Raw genomic sequence first — 23,506 nt, forward strand, 5'->3', positions numbered from 1 at the left:
AAGGATCCCGGCCATGCCCGATATTGTCGATATTGCGGTCTCTGCTGAGGGTTTTTCCACCTTGGTAACTGCCGTTAAAGCGGCAAACCTGGTAGACACTCTCAAAAGCCCTGGCCCCTTTACCGTTTTTGCCCCCACCGATGGGGCTTTTGCCAAGCTGCCTCCTGGCACCATCACCACCCTGGTGCAAAATATCCCCCAACTGACTCGCATCCTGTGTTACCACGTGGTGCCCGGCCGCTTGAAAAAGGCAGATTTGGCCAAGTACCAAAGTGTGGGCTCGGTAGAGGGATCCCCCATCGACTTGTTGATCGAAGGGGACGTTTTCGAGGTCAATAACGCCACCGTTATCCAAGCGGACATCGAAGCCGATAACGGCATCATCCACGTCATTGACACCGTCATCCTGATGCGGCCCCACTGGTTCTGGCCGATCATGAACTCTGCTTTGGCCGCCTCGGCCAGAGGATAAACGGATCCATCCTGAACGGAGGTTGGGGAAAGTGCCTTGGTGAACACTCTCCCCGGCTATGCCTTCCAATGGGTACGGTCAGAGATTTCTGCTCCGCGTGCAGTCTACACCATCCCCCAACCCCCACAGGGTAGGGGCTTTTGTCTCTTGGTAGCGGGGATTTTGCCATCTTTTAAACCCAGAGATGAATCCGAAGCTTGGCCTGATACGTAACTTATTTGGCCTGTTCTCTGACCGAGGAGCTTTTTCCATGTTGTTGATCGGTTTTGCCCTTCGGCCTCGTTCAATTTTCGAGGCTTTTTGCGGCTTTTGCCTGGTTGCTGTCTTGTTTCTCAGCGGTTAAGGAAGCTTTACAAATCTCACAACCCCACTTCTACCCATTGCTAACTTTGGCCCTGGACATATTCACATTGCTCAGCCGCAGCCAGGACAATCTTTCGCCCAGGCCACAGGGCCGGTGGTCTTTGTCTTGAACATGTTGCCGAATCCAGGCAATCAGTCGGGGAATTTCCGACTGGAAGCCAACCTCACCCCTGAGCAAGTCTCCAGCTTTTTGGCCGGAGCTTACTACATCAACATTCACACGCAGGCCAACCCGCCGGGCGAGTTGCGAGCCCAGGTGGTTTTCCCTCGCTAAGGTTTGATCCAGTACCCCATCTGGGATCCCCGCAGGTGAGGGGATCCCTAATTTTTGCGGACGGATTGGCTGTTCTGTGAACTCCCCCACGGTCAGTCGTGCCGGCAGGACAGAGTTTCTGTGTAGCTCCTGGCCAGCAGCTTTCGGTAGTCCTGGAGCTGGCCTGCCAGTCCCCTTTACAGAGCGAGCTGTAGGCTTCACCTCTGGGCTAGCTGTGGAGCGCCAAGGGAATAACTACACAGGTTGCTGTCCGCCCACAATGGCCCGACAGCGAATGTAGGGGCCGCCTGCATCCACCTTGGCCGGTTGACCCTTGCCGCAATGGCCGGATCCCAAATCCCACAGGAAGTCCCGCGAGACGGCATCCACCGATTGCAGCACCTCAAAAGCATTGCCGGTGATGGTGACACCGCGCAGCAACTCCGCCAGCTTGCCATCGCGAATGCGGTAGGCCCGCTCCACGCCAAACATAAACTCGCCGGTGGAGTCCGCCTGCCCGTTCCTGGCCCCATCCAGGAAGTAGCCATCGGGAGTGCTGGCGATGATTTCTTCTAGCGTTTGGGATCCGGGCTCGATGAAGGTGTTGCGCATGCGGATCAAAGGCTCATCGGCGTATTCCCAGGCGCGGGCATTGCCGGTGGGCTCCACCCCAAAGTGGGCGGCAGTTTCGCGGTTGTGGAGATAGCTGACCAGAATGCCGTTTTGGATGATGGTGGTGCTTTGGGTAGGAACGCCCTCGTCGTCCACAGGAAGGGTTCCCCCTGCCCCTGGCATAAACTCCGAATGGCCGGAGTCTTTGAGAGTAACCCAGTCGCTGGCCACCCGCTGCCCCAGCTTGCCGGCAGCCACAGAACCCGCCAGGACAAAATCCGCCTCGACCGTGTGGCCAATGGCCTCGTGCACCAACAGCCCCACGATGGAAGGCGACAGAATAACCGTGGCCCATCCCCCTTCTGCGTAGCCTGCGGACAATAAATCAACCGCGGTAGCAGCCGCCTTTTCCGCCATCTGCAAGGGATGCGAGCGGAACAGGCAATCCCATCCCCCTGTTACCCCAATGGCCTCGGAGCCACTGCTGAGCTGGCCGGCAGCTTCGGCCACCGCCTGAACTCGCAGCTCGGGGCGCACCAGACGAAAGGCCACATCCGCCCCATCGGTGGTGACAATGGCTTTTTCCTCGTAGATCTCGTTGTAGGTGCAACTGGCGGAGCTAATTTGGCGAGAGGCCTGCCGGGCCTGTGCCTCGGTTTCCAGAGCCAACTGGATCTTCGCCTCCAGCGGTTTGTTCAACACCTCCTCCACACCGGGCTCGCAGAACTCCCCTTGGGCCAGCCGCACACTGGGCAGGGATCCCAGCTTTTGTTTGCGGTAGTCGGCGCTGGCTTGGGCGGCACGGCGAGCTTCAGCGATGGCCTCCCGAATGGCAGCCGGCGAGGGATCCCCGGTGGCAGCAAAGCCCCAAGTGCCGGCCTCCAACACCCGCACCCCCACTCCGGAACGGCGACGAACCGCGGTGCGCTCAAGGCGGCCCTTCTCGGCAGTGATGCTGCGAAACACCTTGCCGTGGTAGCGCAGTTCCACAAAGCCAGAGCAGTCCCGAAGGATGTCGCGCAGAAGGTCTCGCATAGCAACAGGGAGATGGGTGTAGTCCTCAGTCCAGCATAGCCCGATCCTGGAAAGTCGATGAGCTGCCACGCCGAGTGAAAGCCCCGATCCCGTTCGTGTCAGCAGTGCGGAACATTTTGGCCAGGCCCGCCGTTAGAGGACAAAGTTAACCAGCTTTTTCGGCACCACCACCACTTTTTTGGGTGTTGCCCCCTCCAGGTATTTCTGCGCTGCTTCTGACCGAAGGGCCAACTGTTCCTGCTCCTCCGGCGTCACCTCGGCAGGGGCCTCAAACGAGCCGCGCAATTTGCCGTTCACCTGAATCACAATGGTCACCGTGTCGGCCACCAGCGCTGCCGGGTCATAGCTGGGCCAAGACTGCCGATGCACCGAGTCTGCGCCCCCCAGCGCCTGCCACAGCTCCTCCGCAATATGGGGGGCAAAAGGCGCCATCAGCAACACCAGCGTGCCGATCCCCTCTGCATAAACCGGCGAATCCAGGATCCCGGCCTCCCCCAGAGCATTGCTCAGCTTCATCAGCTCGGCAATGGCGGTGTTGAATTGATAATCGTTTTCCAGATCTTCGCTGACTTCCTTGATGGCGGTGTGGATGGCCCGGCGCAGATCTTTTTCCGCCTTGGTCAGGGATCCCACCTCGACCTTGGCCGGCAACAGCTCTGAGACCCTGCCCCGCCAGGACTCCGTCCCGCCACCGCGAACGACAAACTCGTACACCTGCCGCCAGACGCGGTTGAGAAAGCGAAATTGCCCCTCCACATCGGCATCGTCCCACTCCAGATCCTTCTCCGGCGGGGCCTTGAACAAGATAAACATGCGGGCCGTATCCGCCCCGTAGTGGGCCAGCACCTCCTCGGGATCCACGCCGTTGCCCTTGGACTTGGACATGGTAGCGTAGATAACTTGCAGGGGCTCGCCCGTTTCCGGATCCCGCGGGTCGTTGGGATCCTTCACCAGAGCTGCCGGGATCCAGCGATCCTTGCCGGACTTGTTGGGGTTGTAGTAGGTGCGCCCTTGCACCATCCCCTGGGTGAGCAGACGCGAGAACGGCTCGTCAAAATCCAGCAGCCCCCGATCCCGCAACACCTTGGTAAAAAAGCGGGAGTAGAGCAGGTGCAGGATGGCGTGCTCAATGCCACCCACATACTGATCCACCGGCAGCCAGGCGTTCACCCGGTCTTTGCGGAAGATCTCTCGGTCGTTGCGGGCATCGCTGAAGCGCAGGAAGTACCACGACGAGCAGATGAAGGTGTCCATGGTATCGGTTTCCCGGCGAGCCTCCGCGCCACAGGTGGGGCACTTCACCTTCACCCAGTCCTCCAACTGGGCCAACGGGGATCCCCCTCGCCCCGTCAGCTCCACATCCTCCGGCAAGAGCACCGGCAGATCCTTCTCCGGCACCGGCACAATGCCACAGTGGGGACAATGGATCACCGGGATGGGACAACCCCAGTAGCGCTGCCGCGAGATCAGCCAATCCCGCAGGCGGTAGTTGATCTGCTTTTCCCCCAGCCCCTGGGCTTCCAGCCAGGCGATGGCTCTTTCCACGCTTTGCCCTGGGCCTTTGCCCACCGGGATCCCGTCTAGGGGGCCAGAGTTGATCATCACCCCTTCCCCCGTCCAGGCAGCCTGCAGTTCTGAGGACTCCGTCCCGCTGGCGCGATCCGCTGAGGCCGGAGAACCCTCCGGCGGCTGCACCACCCGCTTGATGGGCAGGCCGAACTTGCGGGCAAACTCGAAATCCCGCTGGTCGTGGGCAGGCACAGCCATGATGGCCCCCGTCCCGTAGCCCATCAACACATAGTCGGCAATCCAGATGGGGATCCGCTCTTGGTTAACGGGGTTGATGGCGTAGGATCCCGTCCAAACCCCTGTCTTTTCCCGGTCTTCGGCGCTGCGCTCGATCTCGCTGCGGGCAGCGGCCTGGGCTTGATAGGCTCTGACGGCCTGCAGTTGCTCGGCGGTGGTGAGCTTGTCCACCAAGGGGTGCTCCGGCGACATCACCATGAAGGTGGCCCCCCAGAGGGTATCGGGCCGGGTGGTGAACACTGCCAGCTCGTCCCCTGCCTCGGTTTTGAAAATCACCTTAGCCCCCACCGATTGGCCGATCCAGTTCTCCTGCATGGTGCGCACCCGCTCCGGCCAGCCGGAGAGCTTTTCCAGATCCGCCAGCAGTTGGTCGGCATAGGCGGTGATTTTGAAAAACCACTGCTTGAGCATGCGCTTTTCCACCAGGGCGCCGGATCTCCAGGAACGCCCCTCCGCATCCACCTGCTCGTTGGCCAACACCGTCTGATCCACCGGATCCCAGTTCACCGCCGCCTCTTTCTGGTAGGCCAAGCCCGCCTGCAAAAATTGCAGGAAGATCCACTGCGTCCACTTGTAGTAGTCCGGCGAACAACTGGTAATCTCCCGCTCCCAGTCGTAGGACAGGCCCAACCGCTGCAACTGATCCCGCATCTGGGCAATGTTTTGGTAGGTCCACTTGGCCGGTGGGATCCCCCGGTCGATGGCGGCATTCTCCGCCGGCAGGCCAAAGGCATCCCAGCCCATCGGGTGCAACACCGCGTATCCCTGCATTCGTTTGTGGCGGGCAATTACATCGGTGATGGTGTAATTGCGCACATGCCCCATGTGCAGGTTGCCGCTGGGATAGGGGAACATGGACAGAGCATAGAATTTGCGGCTCCCGTCCTTCAGCTCTGGGGTGCGATCCAGCCCGATTTCACGCCAGTGGGCTTGCCACTTGCTCTCAATGGCCTGGGGATTGTAGCGCGCGTCCACGGTTCGATGCTCCTGGGAAAAAAGCGCATACGCTGGGAGATAGAAGCATTTTGACATACTCCCCACGCCAGTGCTCTCAAGCAAGGAACGGGATCCCTATTGGCGCTGACAAACCGACAAGCAGGGATCACAAGCAGGGATCAGTAGGTTTCTTCGTGCCACCTGTCTGCTTTCTTCAGTTCCTTCTGGAACTTGCTCCAATCCTGACCGGCTTGTTCCGCCAAAGGCCCCATGACGTTGTTGATCCCGTCCTCCATCCCCTTGAGGCCGCAGATGTAGGTGTAGGTGTTGGGCTGTTGCAGCATCTCCCACAGCTCGGCGCCGTACTCGGCCATGCGGTTTTGCACGTACATTTTCTTGCCATCGGGGGTTTGTTGCTCGCGGCTGATGGCGTAATCGACGCGGAAGCGATCCCCGTACTGGGCTTTCCAAGCCTCCAGATCCCCGTGGTAGAGCAAGGTGGAAGTGGTGGGCACCCCAAAGAACAGCCAGATCTTGCCCTGATAGTTGGGATCCTCTTCAAACAGGTGCTTGATGAAAGCGCGAAAAGGAGCAATGCCGGTGCCGGTGGCGATCAAAATCAGGTTGGCGTTCTCATCTTCGGGCAGTAGGAAGGTTTTCCCCGATGGCCCCGTGATCATCACCTCGTCGCCTGCCTTCAAATCGGTGAGGAAGCCGGAGCAGACCCCCACCCCCGGCTGGCCTGTCTCTCTATCGACATATTCGGCCCGCTTCACGCTCAAAGAGACGGTGCGCCCCTCGCCATCATCGCCAAAGCGAGTGGAAGCGATCGAGTAAAGGCGGGGCTTATGGGGTTTGCCCTTGGCATCTTCACCAGGAGGAATGATGCCGACGCTTTGCCCTTCTAGGTAGCGGTAGTTGGGATCCGGCAAGCTGAGCACAATGTGCTTAGTCAGTCCGGGTGCTCCTTCACCGACAATGGAGTAGGTCTCCACGCAGTGGCCGATCAACGGTGCGTTGGGACGATACAGATTGACGACAACCTCTCGCTTTTCTGCGCTGGCAACCATACCTGCGATCTGCTCCTGGCACTGGGAGGAAATGAGTTTACATATAGCAAAATAGCAAACACCACAGCAGCCCGGCTGCTCAAATGGAACTTGTCAGAGGAGAAGCAGACGACCTTCGCCAGCCCCCCAGGCCGTCCTGAGAGCGGCAACCCCGGAAAAATAATCCCGGCCAAGCTCATCGGCCAAAAATATGGATTTTTTGTTAAATTGTTGCTTAGGGTGCCCACCTCTCTGGCCTGCCAGCGGCTTGTGATGTAACGGCTTTATTTGGTATCATGTAAGACCGTAACAGTTGGTAACTTTCTAGAGCCTTTTTCTCAGTTTTGCCCTGCCCGTCCCCAAGGAGTTCCCATGGCAAGCAGTCCTGATCGTGTTGTGATGATTGGTGTCGCCGGAGATTCTGGCTGTGGCAAGTCCACCTTTTTACGCCGGCTGGGGGATCTATTTGGCCGGGATCTGATTACCACCATCTGTCTGGATGACTATCACTCCTTGGATCGCTACCAGCGCAAAGAGAAGGGCATCACGGCGCTGGATCCCCGCGCCAACAACTTCGACCTGATGTACGAGCAGGCCAAGGCGCTCAAGAACGGCCAAAGCGTGATGAAGCCCATCTACAACCACGAGACGGGGATGATTGACCCGCCGGAGCTGGTGGAGCCCAACCGCATCATCGTCCTGGAGGGGCTGCATCCCATGTATGACGAGCGGGTGCGCCAGCTGCTGGACTTCAAGGTGTACTTGGATCTGGCCCCAGAGATCAAGATTGCTTGGAAAGTGAAGCGGGACATGGCGGAGCGGGGCCACACCTACGAAGATGTGTTGCGCTCAATCGAGGCTCGCCGCCCGGACTTTGAAGCCTATGTCGATGTGCAGAAGCAGTACGCCGATGCCGTCATTGAGGTTTTGCCTACCCAGTTGTTGCCGGAGCTGGATCCAGAGCACAAGGTATTGCGGGTGCGGCTGATCCAGCGGGAAGGGGTGAAGTACTTCGACCATGTTTATCTCTTTGACGAAGGCTCCACCATTGATTGGATCCCCTGCGGCAAAAAGCTGACTTGTTCCTATCCAGGGATCCGCCTCCACTATGGCCCTTCCACCTACTTCGAGCACCCGGTTTCGATTCTGGAGATCGACGGCACCTTCGACAAGCTGGAAGAGGTCATCTACATCGAGAACCACCTGAGCAACTTGTCCACCCGCTACTATGGCGAGCTGACGGAACTGTTGCGCAAGCACCCGGAATACCCGGGATCCCGCAATGGCTCTGGTCTGATTCAGATCATCGTGGGCCTGAAGCTGCGCGCCCTCTACGAGCAAATTCGGGCAGAAGCCAAAGAGCTGGCGGTGGCTTCCTAGTGTTTGCCCCGCTTAGGGGATCCCTTCGGTAAAGTGTTGGTGCAGGTCGGCTGACCCAGCATAGGTCGGCAGTAGGGCTTCGGTGTATGCAGGGATTCCAGTTGGAGATCTTTCCGGAGGGCCCCGTCTTAATCCAACGGGCCATCGAGATTTGGCAAGCTCGGTCAGCCGCTGCCATTCGCGAGCGGGGACGCTTTACGGTGGCCTTGGCGGGAGGGAGCACCCCCAAGAAGCTGTATGCTGCCCTGGCCCAAACCCCAGGGATCCCTTGGCAACAAACCTGGCTGTTCTGGGGGGATGAGCGCTATGTTCCCCCGGATCACCCTGAAAGCAACTACCGCATGGTACGAGAAACCCTGCTGCAGCAGATCGGGATCCCGGCAGCTCAAGTTTTCCCCATGCCTACCCAAGCGGGGGATCCCCTTCGCGATGCTGCCGAATACGAGGCCACCCTACGGCAGATTTTCGGTGCAGAGTGCCCTTCTCTCGACCTGGTATGGCTGGGGGTGGGGGAAGACGGCCACACAGCTTCTCTATTTCCCGACACCGCCGCTCTGCAGGTGCAGCACCGCTGGGTGACGGTGGGGCAAAAAGGGCAGGAGCCGCGTCTAACCTTGACCTATCCTGTTCTGAACCAAGCAGCCCAGGTGGTGTTCCTGGTAACCGGAGCGAACAAAGCCCCCATCGTGAAAGAGGCGCTGACCACCGAGGCCCACCTACCCTGCCAGCGCGTAAACCCCAGAGGACGGCTGCTGTGGTTGCTGGATGCGGCGGCAGCAGCTCAACTGCCCCTGCCCTGTGTCCCGCTGCTCAGCTAAACAACAGGCGGGCTAACTGCCGATGGGATAGGATCCCCAGGCCCACCGCCCCCAAAATCATCCCAGCCCATTCCAGTGGCCACAGGTTTGATAGCCCCAGCGGCCAACGCACCAGGTTTCATGGGTCGAGAACCGGCGGGGCAGGGATCCCTCAGGGGGTACCGGGCAAATTCTTCAGTACTGGAATCACCAGCTCTTGGACGGGCAGCGCTACGGGCTGGGCGGAGTCACTGCTCAGGGAGCTGGATGGCGCAGAAGGGGAAGAGCTGGGGATCTCGCCCATGGGCCGCAGTTGCCAGCGGATGATCTGCTCGCCGCGGTAAAAGGTAACCAACAACTGATCCCCTTGCGATTGGATTTGCCAGGTGCCATCACCGCTGGTTACCGAAATATGGCCGCCGGAAAAGGGTGCATCCAAAGCCGGCCCCGATTGGCTCCAGATACGCCCGCCACCCGTTTCCAAGATCAATTGCACCGTCGCCCCCTGCCCCTGGCCGCTCAAAATTTGGCCGGTTCCGCTCCAAACTCGGGTTTCCGTCTGAGCCACGGCGGGTTGCCCAATCTGCAGAACCACGAGCAACAGCCCTGCCCAGCTCCAGTGACTTCGCAGCCCCCCTCTCCAATCGGGGAGGAAGGAAGAAGAGCGAGAGAAACAAGCCATTGCACTCACGTTGATACCACGCGCCGCGATAGGTCTAAAACAGACGAAGAAAAAGGCGAAAAGGTGTCGCAGGAAGCAATCCCTTACACAGTTTTTTTCACAGCTCGCTGAAAGCCTTTGGGATCCCTCTGCGCTCTCTTGGCTCTGGGTTAAGCCTGCTGCTGGAATCCGCCCTCGGCTTGATCCCAATCTAGCAATCTCCATCCCCCCAGACAGGATGTAACCTGAGACTCTGGCTGCGGGGATCCCCAGCAACTGTTTCGTCAATGCGCAGAGTCAAGACCCAGAGTGCCTCCGCCGCAATCGTAAGCCTCACTACTTGAGAGAAAGGAAACGCTCCAGAGCTGCCACCATTGCCGGTGGCCAACGGCGGACGGTTTTCACCCATTCCAGGTCGGCGTAGCGGGGATCCAGTCCTTGCACAGCCACCCAGTGACTTTCAGCCTCTCCCTGGCGACCCTGCGCCCAAAGAATGGCGCTGAGAGCAGCCCGCATATCTGGAAACTTCGGGTACTTGCGCACCAGAGCCCGCATCAAGCGCAGGGCAGCTTCTGTTTCACCCACCTGGTAGAGGCTCAGAGCATAGTTGGCCTGAGCGAAGGCGTAGTCGGGAGCCAATTCTGTGGCGCGGCGGTAGTCGGCCAAAGCCTGTTGCCATTGGCCCAGCCCTGCTTCCGCATTGCCGCGGTTGTTGTAGGCCGCCGCATCGTTGGGATCCAACTGCAACACTCGTTCGTAGTCTGCAATCGCCTCCTGCCACCGCCCCAGCCCCTCCAGAGCAGTTCCTCGATTTAGATAGGGATCCGGCGCCTCAGGGGCCAAACGAATGGCCTCAGCGTAATCCTCCAGAGCTGCCTGCAGTTGGTGCTGGCTGACACGGGCATTGCCCCGGTTGCTCCACAGGGCTGGATTATCAGGCTGGATCTGCAACAGTTGAGTCCACAGGGCTTCCGCCCGGGCAAAATCTCCCCTCTGAGTAGCCGCAAAGGCCTCCTCAAACAGTCGATCGATCTCGTGATCTACCCTGTTGCTCGCTGCCGTTGCCACCACACCCGATCCAGGCCAGATAGGGATCCCTAGCCAAAACAGCAGCCCCAGCAGCAGCGCAGGGAGTAGGTTGGGTACACTGACGGACTTCATGGCTGCAAAAACCACCTTGGATGGGGTGTCCCCACCTGAAGCCATCGCCGCAGGGGGTCTGATGGTTAGCGCGCCCTGGAGGACTCGAACCCCCGACATCCGGTTTTGGAGACCGACGTTCTACCAACTGAACTAAGGACGCATTGGCCAAAGGTTACACCCGCTTACCCAGTGTAGCAGGTACACCTAATTTTCAGAGGAGCTGTTCCTCAACTATCTGGGCTCTCTGCCTTAGCCTTGATGCGAGTGGCTTTGCCCACCCGATCCCGCAAATAGAACAGCTTGGCCCGACGCACTTTACCCCGCCGCAGCACCTGAATCGACTCGATGCGCGGGGAGTGAATGAGGAAAACCCGCTCCACGCCGATTCCCTGGAAAACCTTGCGCACCGTGATGGTGCGGTTAATGCCGGAGTGGCGCATGGCAATGACCGTGCCCTCAAAGGCTTGTACCCGCTCCTTGCCCCCCTCTTGAATGCGAACTCCCACCCGTACCTGATCCCCAACCCGAATCTCCGGCAGATCCGGCTTCATCTGGGCAGCTTCAATGGAGCGGATGATCTCCTCAGCGTTGATGCGAACGTTCATGGCCTTCCCGCGCTACCGGCAGTTAACCATGGTAACAATCGTCGCTGTTTTTTGTACAGAGCTGGCCGACATAGAGCTCAAGAGGTGGGAGACTGTGTTTACGCTTCCCCCATTTTTCCAATAGGCTAGACAAAGATAAAGCTTTTGTTACAAACGGGAGACTTTTGTGATCCTGCACACCGATGAGCCCAAGACGGGATCCCTGTCTACTCCCAGGCCTGCAGATCAGCCTCTGCCCCAGAGCAAACCCCGCCCCAAGAGATTTCCCTTCGGTTGGATGCTCTTGGGCTTGCTGTTGGCCGGCCTAGGGGGCAGCGGTCTCCTGATCCAGCGTCAGCTGCAGCAGCAGAGGGCAGAACGGCTGGAAAGATTGACGGTACCGGTTCAAGTGGTGGATCTGACCCAACGCCTGCGGGTGAGCGGCCAGGTGCAGCCGCTCCGCCAGGTGAATGTCAGCCCTCGCGAGTCGGGTCGCCTGGCGGAACTGTTGGTGGATCAGGGAGATGAAGTGGTGGCAGGGCAGTTATTGGCCCGGATGGACTACGGCGATCTCGCCAGTGGCATTCGCCAAGCCCAAGCCCGCATTCAAGAGCTGCAAGCCCGTCTAGCGGAGCAACAGGCCGGAGAGCGCCCCCAGGTGATCGCGGCGGCCCAGGCCAGGGTGGATGCTGCCCGGTCGCAGGTGGACTTGGCTCAGAGGGAGTTAGAGCGCATCCAGGCCCTGGTGCAGGCGGGGGTGGTAGCCCGCAGCGAGCTGGATCAACGCTCGGCCCGCCTGGAACAAGCGCAAGCGGATTTGCGAGCTGCTCAACAGGAGTTGGAGCGATTGCAACTGGGGAGCCGCCCGGAAACCCTACAGCAAATTCAAGCCCAAATTGCCCAGGCACAAGCCGAGCTGGCCCAACGGCAATCCCGGTTGGCTGACACCGAAGTCCGCGCCCCCTTTTCCGGTGTGGTGGTGCAGCGCTTTGCCGAGGTGGGATCCTTTGTAGCTCCCACAACAGCAGCTTCCGATGCCACCGCAGCTTCTTCCAGTTCCATTTTGGCGCTGGCTCAGGGAATTGAGGTGCGGGCAGAAGTGCCAGAAGCCCAGATTGCCCAGGTGCGGGTGGGTCAGCCGGTGGAGATCCGCTCCCTGGCCTACCCCGACCGCCTGGTGCAGGGGCGGGTGAAGCGGATTGCACCCGCTACGGTGGTGGTGCGAGAGGTAACCGTCTTTCGGGTCTTCGTTGAACCGGAGCCTGGGGCCGACTTTTTGCGCACCGGCATGACTGTTTCGGTGGATTTCATTGGGGATCCCCAGCCTCAGGCTCTGACGGTGCCCTCAGTGGCTATCCTCCGGGAGGAAAGCCAGGAAGGCGTGCTCCTGCTGGATCCCCAAACCCGGCGACCTGTCTATCGCCGCGTGGAAACGGGCATCACTCAGGGTGGAGTTACCCAGATCCTCTCCGGTCTGCAGGCAGGGGATCGGGTCTTTACTGCCCTGCCTCCTGGGGTGAACCTAGAGACTTTGATTAAAAGAGCGGAGCAACAGCCATGAGCCTGGCAACGGCGGCCAAAATGGCCTGGCAAATGGTGCGACGACATCGCCTGCGCACCGGGCTGAGCATGCTCGGGATCCTCATCGGCAATGCGGCGGTGGTGGCCATTGCCGGATTTGGCTATGCTGCCCAAGAGATGGCGGTGGATCAATTTCGCTCTCTGGGCACCAACTTGCTGATCGTCTTTTCGGCCAACTTGGGCCTGGTCGATGCCGGCAACATCCGCCCCCTCACTTTGGAGGATGTGCGAGCCATTGCTGCGGAAGTGCCTGCCGTGTCAGCAGCCGTCCCCAGCCTGGGCACCAATGTGCGCGCTGTGCGAGGTGGAGTGGATCGCCGCTACGAGGCCACCGGCACTTGGCCGGAGTATTTGTCGGTGTTGAACTTAGAGATCGAGGCAGGCCGCTTCCTCTTGCCCTCGGATATCGAGGAACAGCGCCCGGTGGTGGTGCTGGGCAGCGATGCCGCCAGCCAGTTGTTCGGCCTGGACCCTGCCGCTGCCATTGGGGAGACCGTCCTACTGAACAATTTGCCTTTCGAGGTGATCGGCACTTTGCGCTCGAAGCCGACGGTGTTTGGCAACAGCGATGCCGGAGTGTTTCTGCCGGTGGACGTGGTGGCCAATCGGTTGGTCGGGCGGCGTTCCCCCTACGGCACAGAGCTGACGGCGATTTTCGTCTCGGCCCGCTCTGAAGCCGATCTGCCTGCTGCCGAGTTCCAAATCCGCAACCTGCTGCGCCAGCGGCACCAATTGGTGGGAGAAGATGACTTCATCATCCGCAACCAAAAGGTGCTCCTGGATGGGTCGGCCAGGATTTTGAGCCTGCTGCGGGTGCTGCTGACGGGCACGGCGGCCCTCTCCCTGCTGGTGGGAGGGGTGGGGATCATGAATGTGATGCTTATCTCAGTTGCGGAACGCACCCATGAAATCGGGCTGCGCAAGGCGATTGGGGCGGATAGCCGGCAGATTTTGCAGCAGTTTGCCGCCGAAGCGATTTTCATTGCCGTGACCGGGGGGGTGCTCGGGATCCTCCTCAGCAGCGGCCTGCTGGTGGCGGTGCAGGTGTTCACCCCCTTGGCCACCCAAGTCGATGGGGTGGCAGTGGGAGTGGCGTTCTCCCTGTCCACTGGGATTGGGCTGGTCTTCGGCATTTTCCCGGCCCGCAAAGCGGCGCAACTGGATCCCATTGAGGCCCTGCGGGCTTAGAGCTCGTATCCAAACAGGCGGGGATCCGCCGGCTGCCAATTGAGATCCGCCAAGCCGTACTCCGCCCAGCGGCGATCCACCAGGCGGGCCACCTCCGGATCTGGAGCAAGGGGCTCCCGCCAGGGAGCATCGGTTTCTGGGGGAATTTTGGTGGTGGCATCAATGCCCATCTTGCCCCCCAGACCCCGTTTTTCGGTGGCAAAGTCCAAGGTGTCAAAGGGGTTGTCCGCCAGAATAAACACATCCCGCTGCGGATCCACCCGCGAACACAGACACCAGAGCACCTGCCGTGGATCCCGCACATTGATATCCTTGTCCACCACGATCACAAACTTGGTGTAGCTGAATTGGGGCAGGGCGCTCCAAAAAGCCAAAGCCGCCCGCCGCGCCTGGCCAGGGTAGGCCTTGTCGATGGAGAGGATGGCTGCTTTGTAGCCCAGCGCCTCCATCGGCAAAAAGAAATCTACAATCTCCGGCACCTGCTGCCTGAGGATGGGGGTGTAGATGCGGTTCAGGGCCAGCGCCATCATGTCGTTTTCTTTGGGGGGCTTGCCGCTGAAGGTGGTGAGATAGATGGGATCCCGGCGGTGGGTCAAGCAGTGGAAGCGAATCAGAGGGGCCTGCTCGTTGCGGGGGCCATAGTAGCCGATGTGATCCCCGGCAGGCCCGTCGGGGGCCACTTCCCCAGGGGTGATGGTGCCCTCCAAAACGATCTCAGCATGAGCCGGCACCTGCAGATCCACCGTTTTGCACTGGGCCAGGTGCAACCCTTCTCCGGCGTAGAGACCGGCAAACAGCCACTCCGACAGATCCACCGGCAGAGGTGTGGCCGCCGCCAAAATCACCACCGGATCCACCCCCACCGCCACCGCCACCTCCAACTTTTGGCCCAGGGCCGCCGCTTTGCGCAGATGCCGAGTCGCCCCCCGCACCGACAGCCATTGCACCGTCATGGTGTTGCGGCTTTGCAACTGCAGGCGGTACACCCCCACGTTGGGGATCCCGTTTTCCGGGTCTTTGGTGACCATCAGGCCCAAGGTCAGCACCCGTCCGGCATCGCTGGGATAGACCCGCAACAGGGGCAACTGGGTGAGATCGACTTCCTCTCCCCGCCGCACCACCTGCTGACAGGGAGGAAGCAGATCCCGGCTGGGTTTAGCTTTGAGTACGCTAAACAGAGCTTGTCCCAACTCCACCGCCTGGGCAAAGCTCCGCGGTGGCCGCGGCTGGTAAAGCAGGGCCAGCTTTTTCCCCAGTTCCTCCAGCTCCTGAGGCTGCTCCATTCCCAAAGCCCAGCAAATGCGCTCCACCGTGCCCAGGGTGTTGATGAGCAGCGGCATTGAGGATCCCTTCACCCGCTCAAACAGCAGCGCCGGCCCCCCGCAGGCCAAGAGGCGATCGGCAATCTCGGCAATTTCCAGATCCGGATCCACTTCTGCCGAAATGCGGCGGAGCTGACCACGGGATTCCAGCAGAGCAATAAAACGGCGTAGATCTCTGGGCATGAAAGGGAACCTAAGGGCTTACTTGTCGCGATTGAGGGCTAACCCGCTCATGAAGGGCTTCTGCAGCGCAATAAACACCAGCAGCGGCGGGATACTGGCGATGATCGCTCCCAGCATCATGGGGCCATAGGAGGCCGAGCTATCCAGATTAAGCAGAGATTGCAGCCCCACCTGCACCACTTGTCGCTCTCGGCCTTGCACGATCAAGCGGGGCCACAGGTACATATTCCAAGCGTAAACGAAGTGAATCACCGCCTGCGCCCCGATGGCGTTCCAGCTCAAAGGGATCAGCACCTGGGTGAGAAATTGCAGCGGGTTGGCCCCGTCCAGTTGGGCCGCCTCCGCCAGCTCGCGGGGAATGTTGGAAAAATGCTGGCGGAACAAAAACGTGGCCGTGGCGCTGGCCAGAAAGGGCACGATTAAAGCGTAGTAGGTGGATCCCCAGCCCAAGTTGGTGACCAACCGCAGCAGGGCAATGATCAAGATTTCGGTGGGCATCATCAGCGTGATCAGCACAAAGCCAAAGGCCAGCCCTTTGCCGGGAAAGCGGAAGTACACAAAGGCCAGCCCGGCTAGCAGCGACAAAACCGTCTTGCCCACGGTGATCGCCACCGCCACGATGGTGCTGTTGACCATGTAGTGGCCCAAGTGCCGCGCCACCATCACCTGATGCCAGTTGAAGGCAAAAGAGGAGCCAAAGGTCAATTGATAGCGGAACACCTCGGCATTGTTCTGGGTGCTCACGATCAGGGCATACAACACCGGAAATCCCAGAACCAAGCAGGCCAGTACCAGGCCCAAATGCACATACCAGCGCTCCGGGATCCAGCGCCGCCAACGCCAGGGAGAAGGCTCCACCCGAGTTGAACTGGGCTGGGCTACTTGAGATCGGGGATCCTGCAACAGTTGGGCCATGGCACCTCCGGACAGCAAACGCTGATGAGCAGATGGAGTTTCTGGGTCGATCTTCGGCTTCTCTTGTGAGGATAATCTGCCAGAGTTAAGGGCAACCTAAGGAAGGCTGGTCGCCTTAGCGGTGCGGAGCACCTCTGCCCAGACTTGCGAGTGCTTTCACCGGCGATGGGGAAACGGGTAGAGTAGAACAGCAGTATCTGGATAACCCAAGAGAGGATCCCATGACTCGAGGCTTTGGCCCCTTCGGCAAAATCCAAGAAGCGCTCAAGAAAGCCCAAGAGGTGCGCGATGGCGCTCAAAGGCTGCAAAAAGAGCTAGAGGAGATGGAGATCGTCGGCGAAGCCGGCAATGGGCTGGTGAAAGTGACGGTAAACGGCAACCAAGAACCCCTTAAGGTCTCTCTGGATCCCCAGATTCTCCAGGAGTCGGTGGATGTGGTAGAGGACTTGCTCCTGACGGCGATGGTGAACGCCTACACCCAATCTGCCGAGACGATGCGCAAACGCATGGAAGAGCTGACCGGAAACATCAGTCTGCCGGGGTTGGGACTGGGTTGAGCCCCACTTGCTTAACCCCGCTTGCTTAACTCTGTATGTACACTCGCCCCTTGGCTCGCCTCATCGAAGAGCTGCAACGGCTGCCCGGCATTGGCTCCAAAACCGCTCAGCGCCTAGCTCTCCACTTGATCAACCGGCCTGCCGGCGAGATCGAGGCCCTGGCCAAAGCCCTGCTGGAAGCCAAGCAGACGGTTCGGCACTGTTCCATCTGCTTCAACTGGTCAGCGGAGGATCCCTGTGAGATTTGCCGTTCGCCGCAGCGGGATCCCTCGCTGTGGTGCGTGGTGGCCGATGTCAAAGATTTGATTGCGATGGAACGCACCCGCGAGTTCAAGGGGCTTTACCACGTTTTGGGTGGCCTCATCTCCCCCATGAACGGGATCGGGGTCGATCAACTGCACATCCGCGAGCTGGTGGCTCGGGTGGCACGGGAAAAACCGCAGGAGCTGATCTTTGCCATCAGCCCCAGCGTAGAGGGGGAAGTAACCATGCACGTGGTCAAGGATTACCTGAAGCCGGTTGCCCCCACCTTGCGCATGACCCGCCTGGCCTTCGGCCTGCCCATGGGATCCGAGCTGGAATATGCCGACGAGGTTACCCTGGCCCGTGCCTTGGAAGCGCGGCAGGAGTTGTGAGCCGCTCAGCCCATCAATCGCAGCCGGTTACCCCCTCCGCGCAGTAGGTGCTCCACCAGGGGTTGAAGTTGGCAGGATCCTCCGGCAGAGTGCTGATGTTCAGAAGTTCCTGGAAGCTGCTGTTGCGGCCTCCGTAGCGCAGGTGCATGTGCACCGGATCCCCGTGGGGTGCCCGCAGAATCACATAGGTGAAGGTCTCGCAACTGGCGTCTGCTCCAGGCCGCAACTGAAACAAATCCCAGATGGAACTTAAGGAGCGCTCAGGGTAGTAGAAGGGATCCGGCGCAGCCCCCCGATAGGCGTAGCGACAATTTTCCGCCAGGGGCTTTTTCCCCTCCAGATCGGCGTAGAAGGAGAAGAACTCCATCTTCTCAAACTTCACCCGCTTTGGATTGCGCGGATCGTTGGCCGATTGTTCCAGGGACGTATCCAGAGTGAAAACACCATCAATTCCCAGGTAGGGCACTTTATAAGCATTGGGGGACACAATCTGCAGCTCTAAGGCTGCCGCAGCCGCTCCAAAACCCAAGAGACTCAAGCTGCCGATCAGCCAGGTTAGGGCCGTTGAAGAACCAATTTGGCGAGAGAGCATAAAACTTTGTTGTGCCTGTGTTGTGCAGTAAACTGCAGAGCAGTTTAGGGGAAGCTTTGAGCTCGTACCATCCCACTGGGGGGCATCTGGCGAGAAATTCGCCGACTGCAGGTGCAGCTCTGAGGAACGGGATCCCATCTGGATCCCAACAAGGCAGTAAAATTGAGGTCAGGCTCACCGTAGAGGTGCCAGGTTTGCTGCCAGAGCCTGATATCTGGAAACTGATTTTGAAAGCGAGGAAAACCCCGTGGAGCTAGCTGAGATTGAGGAGTTGATGAACAAAGCTGTGCAAGCCACACAGCGCTCCTTTAATACGGTACGCACCGGGCGGGCCAATTCCAGCCTGCTGGATCGCATTCAGGTGGAGTACTACGGCGTGCCCACTCCCCTCAAGGCCCTGGCCAGCCTCACCACGCCAGACTCCAGCACCCTCTTGATCCAGCCCTTTGATCCCTCGACCCTGGCGGCCATTGAGCGGGCCATTGTCGCCTCTGACCTAGGTCTAACCCCCAGCAACGACGGCAAGGTGGTGCGGCTCACCATTCCCCCCCTGACAGAAGAGCGGCGCAAAGAGCTGAGCAAACAGGTGGCCAAGCTAGCCGAAGAGGGGCGAGTCTCAATCCGCAACATCCGGCGGGATGGCATCGACTCGGTGCGCAAGCGGGAGAAAAACGGCGAGCTGTCTGAAGATGAGTCCAAAAGCTTGCAGGATGACATCCAGAAGCTGACCGACCGCTATATCAAAAAGATCGATGAGCTGCTGGCAGAAAAAGAAAAGGAGCTGACGACGCTGTAAAAGCTCCTTGTGGACATAACTCCCCACGCTACTGGCCTGCTTCTGCATAGCCGTAGGACGGGGTTATGACCCAATTTTTTGATAAAAACCCGGACACCCGTCCTGAAACTTAGCTTCGAGGTTTTCACTTGCCCCTCGGAGTTGAGCAGCCCTTCATTTCTTCTTGTCCGACTCCAACAAGAGGGATCCTGGCTTAGGCCAGGATGGAAGGGGGGAAAACGACAACTCTTGCCGCAATGGATCTGATCCTGTGCCATCAATCGGCGGATTTCGACACCCTAGGGGCGGCGGTGGGAGCGGCGCGCCTGTATCCGGGTGCCCGCATTGCCTTGGCCGGGGGATCCCTGCCGGGGGTGCAGGAGTTTTTGGCCTTGTACCGAGATGAATTTCCCCTCATCGAGCTGCGCTCTGTGGATCCGGGACAGGTGCAGCGGTGGATTGTGGTGGACTGTCACGATCCGGATCGCTTGGGCAAAGCTGCCGCTTGGTTGAGCGTCCCCGGCACCCAAATCGAGATTTTCGACCATCACCTCAGGGATCCGGAAACCCCACCGGATGGCTTTTGGCCGCAGCAGCAGGTGAACTGTCATATCGAGGCCGTGGGGGCCACCTGTACCTTGCTGGTGGAGCGGCTGCAGGCTGCTGGGATCCCTCTCAGCCCTTTTGAGCGGCTGGCGCTGGCTTTGGGCATTCACATGGATACGGGATCCCTGACCTTCCCGGAGACCACCGCCCGCGATGCTGCTGCCCTGAGCTGGCTGTTGCAGCAGGGGGTGAACCTGGTCTTGTTGCGGCGCTTTTTGGGGGATGGCCTCACCCCAGAGATGCGCGAGCTGCTCAGCCAGGGGCTGGCCCAGATGCAGGTGCAGCAGGTGGGGGAGTATCGCCTGGGAGAATGGCTGCTGGAGCTGCCGGAGTTTGTGCCCGGCTTGGCCGGCCTGGTGATGCGGCTGATGGATCTGACGGGAGTGGATGTGCTGCTCTTGGTGGCGCGGCAGGGGGAGCGGCTCAGCCTGATCGGGCGGGCGCGGCAGGAGTTTGCCCAGTTGGGCAGGGTGATGGCCCTCTACGGCGGCGGTGGACACGATTGTGCTGCAGCAGCCACGTTAAAAGCCAGCCCAGAGCAGCCTTTGCCCGACCCGGCCCAAGTCATGGCGGCCCTCAGGCAGGCTGTCCAAGAGCGGATCCCGCCCCCGGTGACGGCCAAAGATTTGATGTCGGCTCCGGTGCGCACCATCCGACCGGAGATCACCATCGACGAGGCCCAGCGGGTGCTGCTGCGCTACGGCCATTCCGGCCTGGTGGTGGTGGACGCTCAAGGTCGCCTGGTGGGGGTGATCTCGCGGCGGGATATCGATATCGCCCTGCATCACGGGTTTGGCCATGCCCCCGTCAAGGGCTACATGACCACCGACGTGAAAACCCTCTCCCCCGACACCCCCTTGGCGGAGATTCAGCGGTTGATGGTGCAGTGGGATATTGGCCGCCTGCCGGTTCTCCAGGATGGACAGTTGGTGGGCATTGTAACTCGCACCGATGTGTTGCGGCACCTACACGAGTTGCCGGCCCTCTCACCCCAGTTGGCTTTGCCCACCCTTTCCTGCCCCTTGGATCTCACCTTCGCCGCTCTTTCGGAACGGCATCGACAGTTGCTGGAGCAGGCCGCCCACATCGCCGATGAGAAGGGCCTGAGGTTGTATCTGGTGGGGGGAACGGTGCGGGATCTGCTGCTGCACCGGTGGGGACGGCAGCCCTCGCCCAACCTGGAGCGGCTGGATCTGGACTTGGTGGTGGATGGGCCCTACTCTTCGGCCCCGGATGGGATCGATCCCCCGGGCTGGGGCTTGATTTTGGGACAAGCGCTCAAACAACGCTTCCCGGAAGCGCGGCTGGAGATCCACGGCAAATTCCAAACGGCGGCCTTGATCTGGCCAGGAGGCTTTTGTGTGGATATCGCCAGCGCCCGCACGGAGTTTTATCCCTACCCGGCCTCTCCCCCCGAAGTGGCCATGGGATCCATTCAGCAAGACCTCTATCGGCGGGATTTTTCCATCAACGCCTTGGCCTTGCGCCTCAACGGCCCCCAGCGAGGACAGGTGCTGGATTTTTTCGGCGGACAAGCGGATCTGCAACAGGGGATCATCCGGGCATTGCACCCCAACAGCTTCATCGAGGATCCCACCCGCATTTATCGGGCGGTGCGCTTTGCGGTGCGCTTGGGCTTCGCCCTGGACTCGACCACAGAAAAATGGATCCGCGCTGCCGTGGCCAGTGGTCTGCACGATGCCGTCGGCGGGGATCGCCTCAAGCAGGAGCTGGCCTACATTCTCGGATCCCGCGATTGGCCCCAAGCCTTTGAGCGGCTGGCAGAATGGGGAGCTTTGCGCTGTATTCACCCCGACCTGGAGTGGGATCCCTCCCTGTGCCGGCGGTTGCAACGGGTGGGCCGCTGGGCTTATCACTTTCGCCGCCGCTATCCTGAGCTGGGATCCCAGGAGATCTGGCAACTGCGCCTAGAGGCTCTCCTCCTCACCCTACCCCAAGCCCCCCAGGTGGCCAGCCAACTCCACCTCACCCAAGCAGGCATCGAACGCCTCAGCCATTCCTCCTATTACCAAACCCTGTTGGCCCAATTGGATCCCGGCACCCTCTCTCCGGCCCAGGTGGTGCAACTGCTGCAGGGGCTGCGGATCCCAGCAGTGATTTTGGTGGCCGGGATCGCCCCCAAGCCGGCCCGGCGGTTGATCTGGCGCTACTTGCAGGAGTGGTACTGGGTGAAGCCGCTCCTCAACGGCCACGATCTGCGTCGTCTGGGTTACAAGCCAGGTCGCCCCTTCCAAGCCATTTTGGAGCAACTGCGTTGCCTCACCCTGAACGGCGAACTCACCACCCCGGCAGAAGCTGAAGCCTGGCTACAAGAACACTTCCCCCTGCCGCAAGCTCAATACCGAGGAAGAAAGTAGAAGGGCAAATCAGTCGAAATAGAAGAGAGTGACCAACTTGTGTTGTTCCTCAGCATGCTTGCAGGCATCCAGCAGCGTGACGCTGTCGTGGAAGACAAAGCAGATCAACTGCTGGCACTTGCTGATGATCTCCAGGTTGCACAGGCGGCTGGCCTCCGCCAGGGGAAGATGGTCGTTTTCGGGATGTTCCACCAGATGCAGCACCTGCTCCAGGCTGGCCCGCGACTCTGCCGGCTGTCGCTCCAAACTCTGGGGCAAGATCACCGTCAAGGACTTCATGTCCGCCCGCATCGCCCCCCGAATGACGGCCAAGTTGGTGCCAATGGCCCCAGAGGTGAGGATCTGATTGCCGGTAAGGGCCAGGGCATAACTGAGGGTCTCGATCAAATACTGATGGGTAATGGGCACATGACGGCTGCCCAGGATGGCCACTCGCTTCGGCCCAACTTGCTGAATGGCGGCCAACTCCTGCAAAAACGTATCAACGCTGGTGGGGACATCAATAGACTGGGTCAACGGGATCCCTCGGCAGATTCTCTAGATCTTGGCTAGGCTATGCTATCTCAAATTTTCGCTTTGGGATCCGGCCAAGTTGAAGCTCTACAACTTCAGCTCCGCACTTTTGGTGAAGTGCTAAGGCTGTCTGCAGCAAGCTGGGCTTGGCTGTGGGCGGAAGATCCCGCCTGAATGTGGATGGTGTAGCTCATGCTGCTGTGAACGCCCCTGCCCAGCCAATGGCCGTAAATGGGAGCGGCATCTCTGGGATAAGCGCTGGCCGCCAAAGCCACATGACCGTCGGCCACGGCCAACCCTTGGGTGGGATCAAAGCCCCGCCAACCGGCCCCTGGCAAGTACACCTCCGCCCAAGCGTGCAAATGACGGCGCACAGGCTCTGGGGGTTCTCCACCCCTGCTCTCCCCCGAAGGCTGCGAGGGGCTGACCTGGTAGCCACTGACAAAGCGCGCGGCCAAGCCTACCGTACGGCAGACCTCCATGAACACCAGGGCCAAATCGCGGCAGGCTCCGGTTTTGCGATGCCAGGTCAAGCCGGCAGGCCAGGGATCCCCCTTTTCCCGCAAGATGTGGCGGCATTCTGAATAGATGCGCTGGTTCAGCGCCGGCAGAAAAGCTGTCGTTTCCCCCTGCACGTGATCCCATAGCTCCCAGGCCAAGGCCTGGATGCCGGGATCCGCCTGAGCCGTCAGATAAGGCTGTAATTGGGCTGCCAGCGTGCTGGGATAGTCGATGGGGAGATGGGTGGCCCAATCGCAGAGCAGGTAGTCGAAGGGATTCTGCCGCAGGGTGAGCACCGTGGCCTGAGTTTGGATGCGCAAGTGCTCGGTGGGATCCCCAAACCAGAGCCGAACCGCCGCGTTGCCCTCCAGGTCTACCAGCGCCGATTGGCCCACCGGCTGCGGATCCACCTGCAACTCAAAAGCCAGGAGAGTTTGGATCCCGTCGCAGCGCGGTCGCAATCGCACCGTGTGGGGCTCCAGTTGGACTGGACGACTGTAGCGATATTCGATGAGATGGCGGATCTGAATTTGCACAGGCCAAATGACGGGCAAGAGGTTTCACCACAGGCAGCCGAGCCTTGAGATTAGGCAACCCACCCAAACTGCTCTCGAATCAAAGCCAGGAGGTAGCTGTATCCTCTGCCGGGGAGCTTTGAAACTTTATCTG

21 protein-coding genes and 1 tRNA gene are annotated in these 23,506 nt (G+C 60.0%); 10 read left to right on the top strand and 12 right to left on the bottom strand.

What is annotated here, in order from left to right:
* The first annotated feature begins 13 nt into the window (after positions 1 to 13).
* A complete protein-coding gene (locus tag ACVWZJ_RS00775) occupies positions 14 to 472 on the top strand; it encodes a fasciclin domain-containing protein (protein WP_011434417.1) in 459 nt (152 codons plus the stop codon).
* Positions 473 to 851: 379 nt separating this feature from the next.
* Positions 852 to 1,109: a CHRD domain-containing protein gene (locus tag ACVWZJ_RS00780; protein ID WP_414374720.1), complete on the top strand. Its 258-nt coding sequence runs from the start codon at positions 852 to 854 to the stop codon at positions 1,107 to 1,109.
* 234 nt (positions 1,110 to 1,343) lie between these two features.
* On the opposite strand, the gene ACVWZJ_RS00785 is transcribed toward ACVWZJ_RS00780, so the two are convergent.
* The 3 genes from ACVWZJ_RS00785 to ACVWZJ_RS00795 all read right to left on the bottom strand — a co-directional run bounded on the left by ACVWZJ_RS00785 (position 1,344) and on the right by ACVWZJ_RS00795 (position 6,547).
* Positions 1,344 to 2,735 (bottom strand): TldD/PmbA family protein, encoded by a 1,392-nt coding sequence (locus tag ACVWZJ_RS00785; RefSeq protein WP_457393959.1) that lies wholly within the window; start codon positions 2,733 to 2,735, stop codon positions 1,344 to 1,346.
* 132 nt (positions 2,736 to 2,867) lie between these two features.
* On the bottom strand, positions 2,868 to 5,516 hold the full coding sequence (gene leuS, locus ACVWZJ_RS00790; RefSeq protein ID WP_457393962.1) for a leucine--tRNA ligase: 2,649 nt from the start codon (positions 5,514 to 5,516) through the stop codon (positions 2,868 to 2,870).
* 140 nt (positions 5,517 to 5,656) lie between these two features.
* Positions 5,657 to 6,547, bottom strand: coding sequence for a ferredoxin reductase domain-containing protein (locus tag ACVWZJ_RS00795; protein ID WP_011434421.1), 891 nt, complete (start codon positions 6,545 to 6,547; stop codon positions 5,657 to 5,659).
* Between the two features lie 351 nt (positions 6,548 to 6,898).
* On the opposite strand from ACVWZJ_RS00795, the gene ACVWZJ_RS00800 reads away from it, so the two are divergent.
* Together ACVWZJ_RS00800 and pgl are read left to right on the top strand one after the other, a co-directional pair.
* Positions 6,899 to 7,906, top strand: a complete 1,008-nt coding sequence (locus tag ACVWZJ_RS00800; protein WP_457393965.1) for a phosphoribulokinase — start codon at positions 6,899 to 6,901, stop codon at positions 7,904 to 7,906.
* Between the two features lie 86 nt (positions 7,907 to 7,992).
* Positions 7,993 to 8,724 (top strand): 6-phosphogluconolactonase, encoded by a 732-nt coding sequence (pgl, locus tag ACVWZJ_RS00805; RefSeq protein ID WP_011434423.1) that lies wholly within the window; start codon positions 7,993 to 7,995, stop codon positions 8,722 to 8,724.
* Positions 8,725 to 8,875: 151 nt separating this feature from the next.
* Here pgl and ACVWZJ_RS00810 read toward each other — a convergent pair whose 3' ends face one another.
* The 4 genes from ACVWZJ_RS00810 to rplS all read right to left on the bottom strand — a co-directional run bounded on the left by ACVWZJ_RS00810 (position 8,876) and on the right by rplS (position 11,112).
* The gene (locus tag ACVWZJ_RS00810) at positions 8,876 to 9,304 is read right to left on the bottom strand and encodes a hypothetical protein (protein WP_457393970.1); all 429 of its coding nucleotides are present in this window, start codon (positions 9,302 to 9,304) and stop codon (positions 8,876 to 8,878) included.
* A gap of 396 nt (positions 9,305 to 9,700) precedes the next feature.
* Positions 9,701 to 10,525: a tetratricopeptide repeat protein gene (locus ACVWZJ_RS00815; protein ID WP_041437723.1), complete on the bottom strand. Its 825-nt coding sequence runs from the start codon at positions 10,523 to 10,525 to the stop codon at positions 9,701 to 9,703.
* A 69-nt stretch (positions 10,526 to 10,594) separates the two neighbouring features.
* Positions 10,595 to 10,667: transfer RNA gene (locus ACVWZJ_RS00820), tRNA-Trp, on the bottom strand.
* 67 nt (positions 10,668 to 10,734) lie between these two features.
* The gene (rplS, locus tag ACVWZJ_RS00825; protein ID WP_011434427.1) at positions 10,735 to 11,112 is read right to left on the bottom strand and encodes a 50S ribosomal protein L19; all 378 of its coding nucleotides are present in this window, start codon (positions 11,110 to 11,112) and stop codon (positions 10,735 to 10,737) included.
* 166 nt (positions 11,113 to 11,278) lie between these two features.
* Here rplS and ACVWZJ_RS00830 point away from each other — a divergent pair, with 166 nt between their 5' ends.
* Together ACVWZJ_RS00830 and ACVWZJ_RS00835 are read left to right on the top strand one after the other, a co-directional pair.
* On the top strand, positions 11,279 to 12,652 hold the full coding sequence (locus ACVWZJ_RS00830) for an efflux RND transporter periplasmic adaptor subunit (RefSeq protein ID WP_011434428.1): 1,374 nt from the start codon (positions 11,279 to 11,281) through the stop codon (positions 12,650 to 12,652).
* The gene (locus ACVWZJ_RS00835; RefSeq protein WP_414424043.1) at positions 12,649 to 13,860 is read left to right on the top strand and encodes an ABC transporter permease; all 1,212 of its coding nucleotides are present in this window, start codon (positions 12,649 to 12,651) and stop codon (positions 13,858 to 13,860) included. The genes ACVWZJ_RS00830 and ACVWZJ_RS00835 overlap by 4 nt, the downstream gene beginning before the upstream one ends.
* Here the strand turns inward: ACVWZJ_RS00835 and ACVWZJ_RS00840 are convergent.
* Positions 13,857 to 15,365: a UbiD family decarboxylase gene (locus ACVWZJ_RS00840; RefSeq protein ID WP_457393975.1), complete on the bottom strand. Its 1,509-nt coding sequence runs from the start codon at positions 15,363 to 15,365 to the stop codon at positions 13,857 to 13,859. The genes ACVWZJ_RS00835 and ACVWZJ_RS00840 overlap by 4 nt on opposite strands.
* Positions 15,366 to 15,383: 18 nt before the next feature.
* The gene (locus tag ACVWZJ_RS00845) at positions 15,384 to 16,280 is read right to left on the bottom strand and encodes a carbohydrate ABC transporter permease (RefSeq protein ID WP_414351824.1); all 897 of its coding nucleotides are present in this window, start codon (positions 16,278 to 16,280) and stop codon (positions 15,384 to 15,386) included.
* A gap of 221 nt (positions 16,281 to 16,501) precedes the next feature.
* Between ACVWZJ_RS00845 and ACVWZJ_RS00850 the strand changes: the two genes are divergently transcribed.
* Together ACVWZJ_RS00850 and recR are read left to right on the top strand one after the other, a co-directional pair.
* Entirely contained in the window at positions 16,502 to 16,837 is a 336-nt protein-coding gene (locus tag ACVWZJ_RS00850; RefSeq protein WP_414344527.1) for a YbaB/EbfC family nucleoid-associated protein, read from the top strand.
* A gap of 35 nt (positions 16,838 to 16,872) precedes the next feature.
* Positions 16,873 to 17,472 (top strand): recombination mediator RecR, encoded by a 600-nt coding sequence (gene recR, locus ACVWZJ_RS00855; RefSeq protein ID WP_011434433.1) that lies wholly within the window; start codon positions 16,873 to 16,875, stop codon positions 17,470 to 17,472.
* 13 nt (positions 17,473 to 17,485) lie between these two features.
* Here the strand turns inward: recR and ACVWZJ_RS00860 are convergent, their stop codons facing one another.
* Positions 17,486 to 18,064, bottom strand: a complete 579-nt coding sequence (locus tag ACVWZJ_RS00860) for a hypothetical protein (protein ID WP_457393978.1) — start codon at positions 18,062 to 18,064, stop codon at positions 17,486 to 17,488.
* Positions 18,065 to 18,311: 247 nt separating this feature from the next.
* Between ACVWZJ_RS00860 and frr the strand changes: the two genes are divergently transcribed.
* Complete coding sequence (gene frr / locus ACVWZJ_RS00865; RefSeq protein ID WP_011434435.1) at positions 18,312 to 18,860, top strand: ribosome recycling factor; 549 nt, start codon at positions 18,312 to 18,314, stop codon at positions 18,858 to 18,860.
* Between the two features lie 236 nt (positions 18,861 to 19,096).
* Positions 19,097 to 21,823 carry a CBS domain-containing protein gene (locus ACVWZJ_RS00870; RefSeq protein ID WP_457393981.1) on the top strand — a complete coding sequence of 909 codons (2,727 nt, stop codon included), beginning with the start codon at positions 19,097 to 19,099 and terminating at the stop codon, positions 21,821 to 21,823.
* A 9-nt stretch (positions 21,824 to 21,832) separates the two neighbouring features.
* On the opposite strand, the gene ACVWZJ_RS00875 is transcribed toward ACVWZJ_RS00870, so the two are convergent.
* Together ACVWZJ_RS00875 and ACVWZJ_RS00880 are read right to left on the bottom strand one after the other, a co-directional pair.
* The gene (locus ACVWZJ_RS00875) at positions 21,833 to 22,339 is read right to left on the bottom strand and encodes a hypothetical protein (protein WP_011434437.1); all 507 of its coding nucleotides are present in this window, start codon (positions 22,337 to 22,339) and stop codon (positions 21,833 to 21,835) included.
* Positions 22,340 to 22,431: 92 nt separating this feature from the next.
* Entirely contained in the window at positions 22,432 to 23,373 is a 942-nt protein-coding gene (locus tag ACVWZJ_RS00880) for a transglutaminase family protein (protein WP_457393998.1), read from the bottom strand.
* Positions 23,374 to 23,506 lie beyond the last annotated feature (133 nt).

The sequence above is a fragment of the Thermostichus sp. OS-CIW-29 genome, from assembly GCF_054058195.1.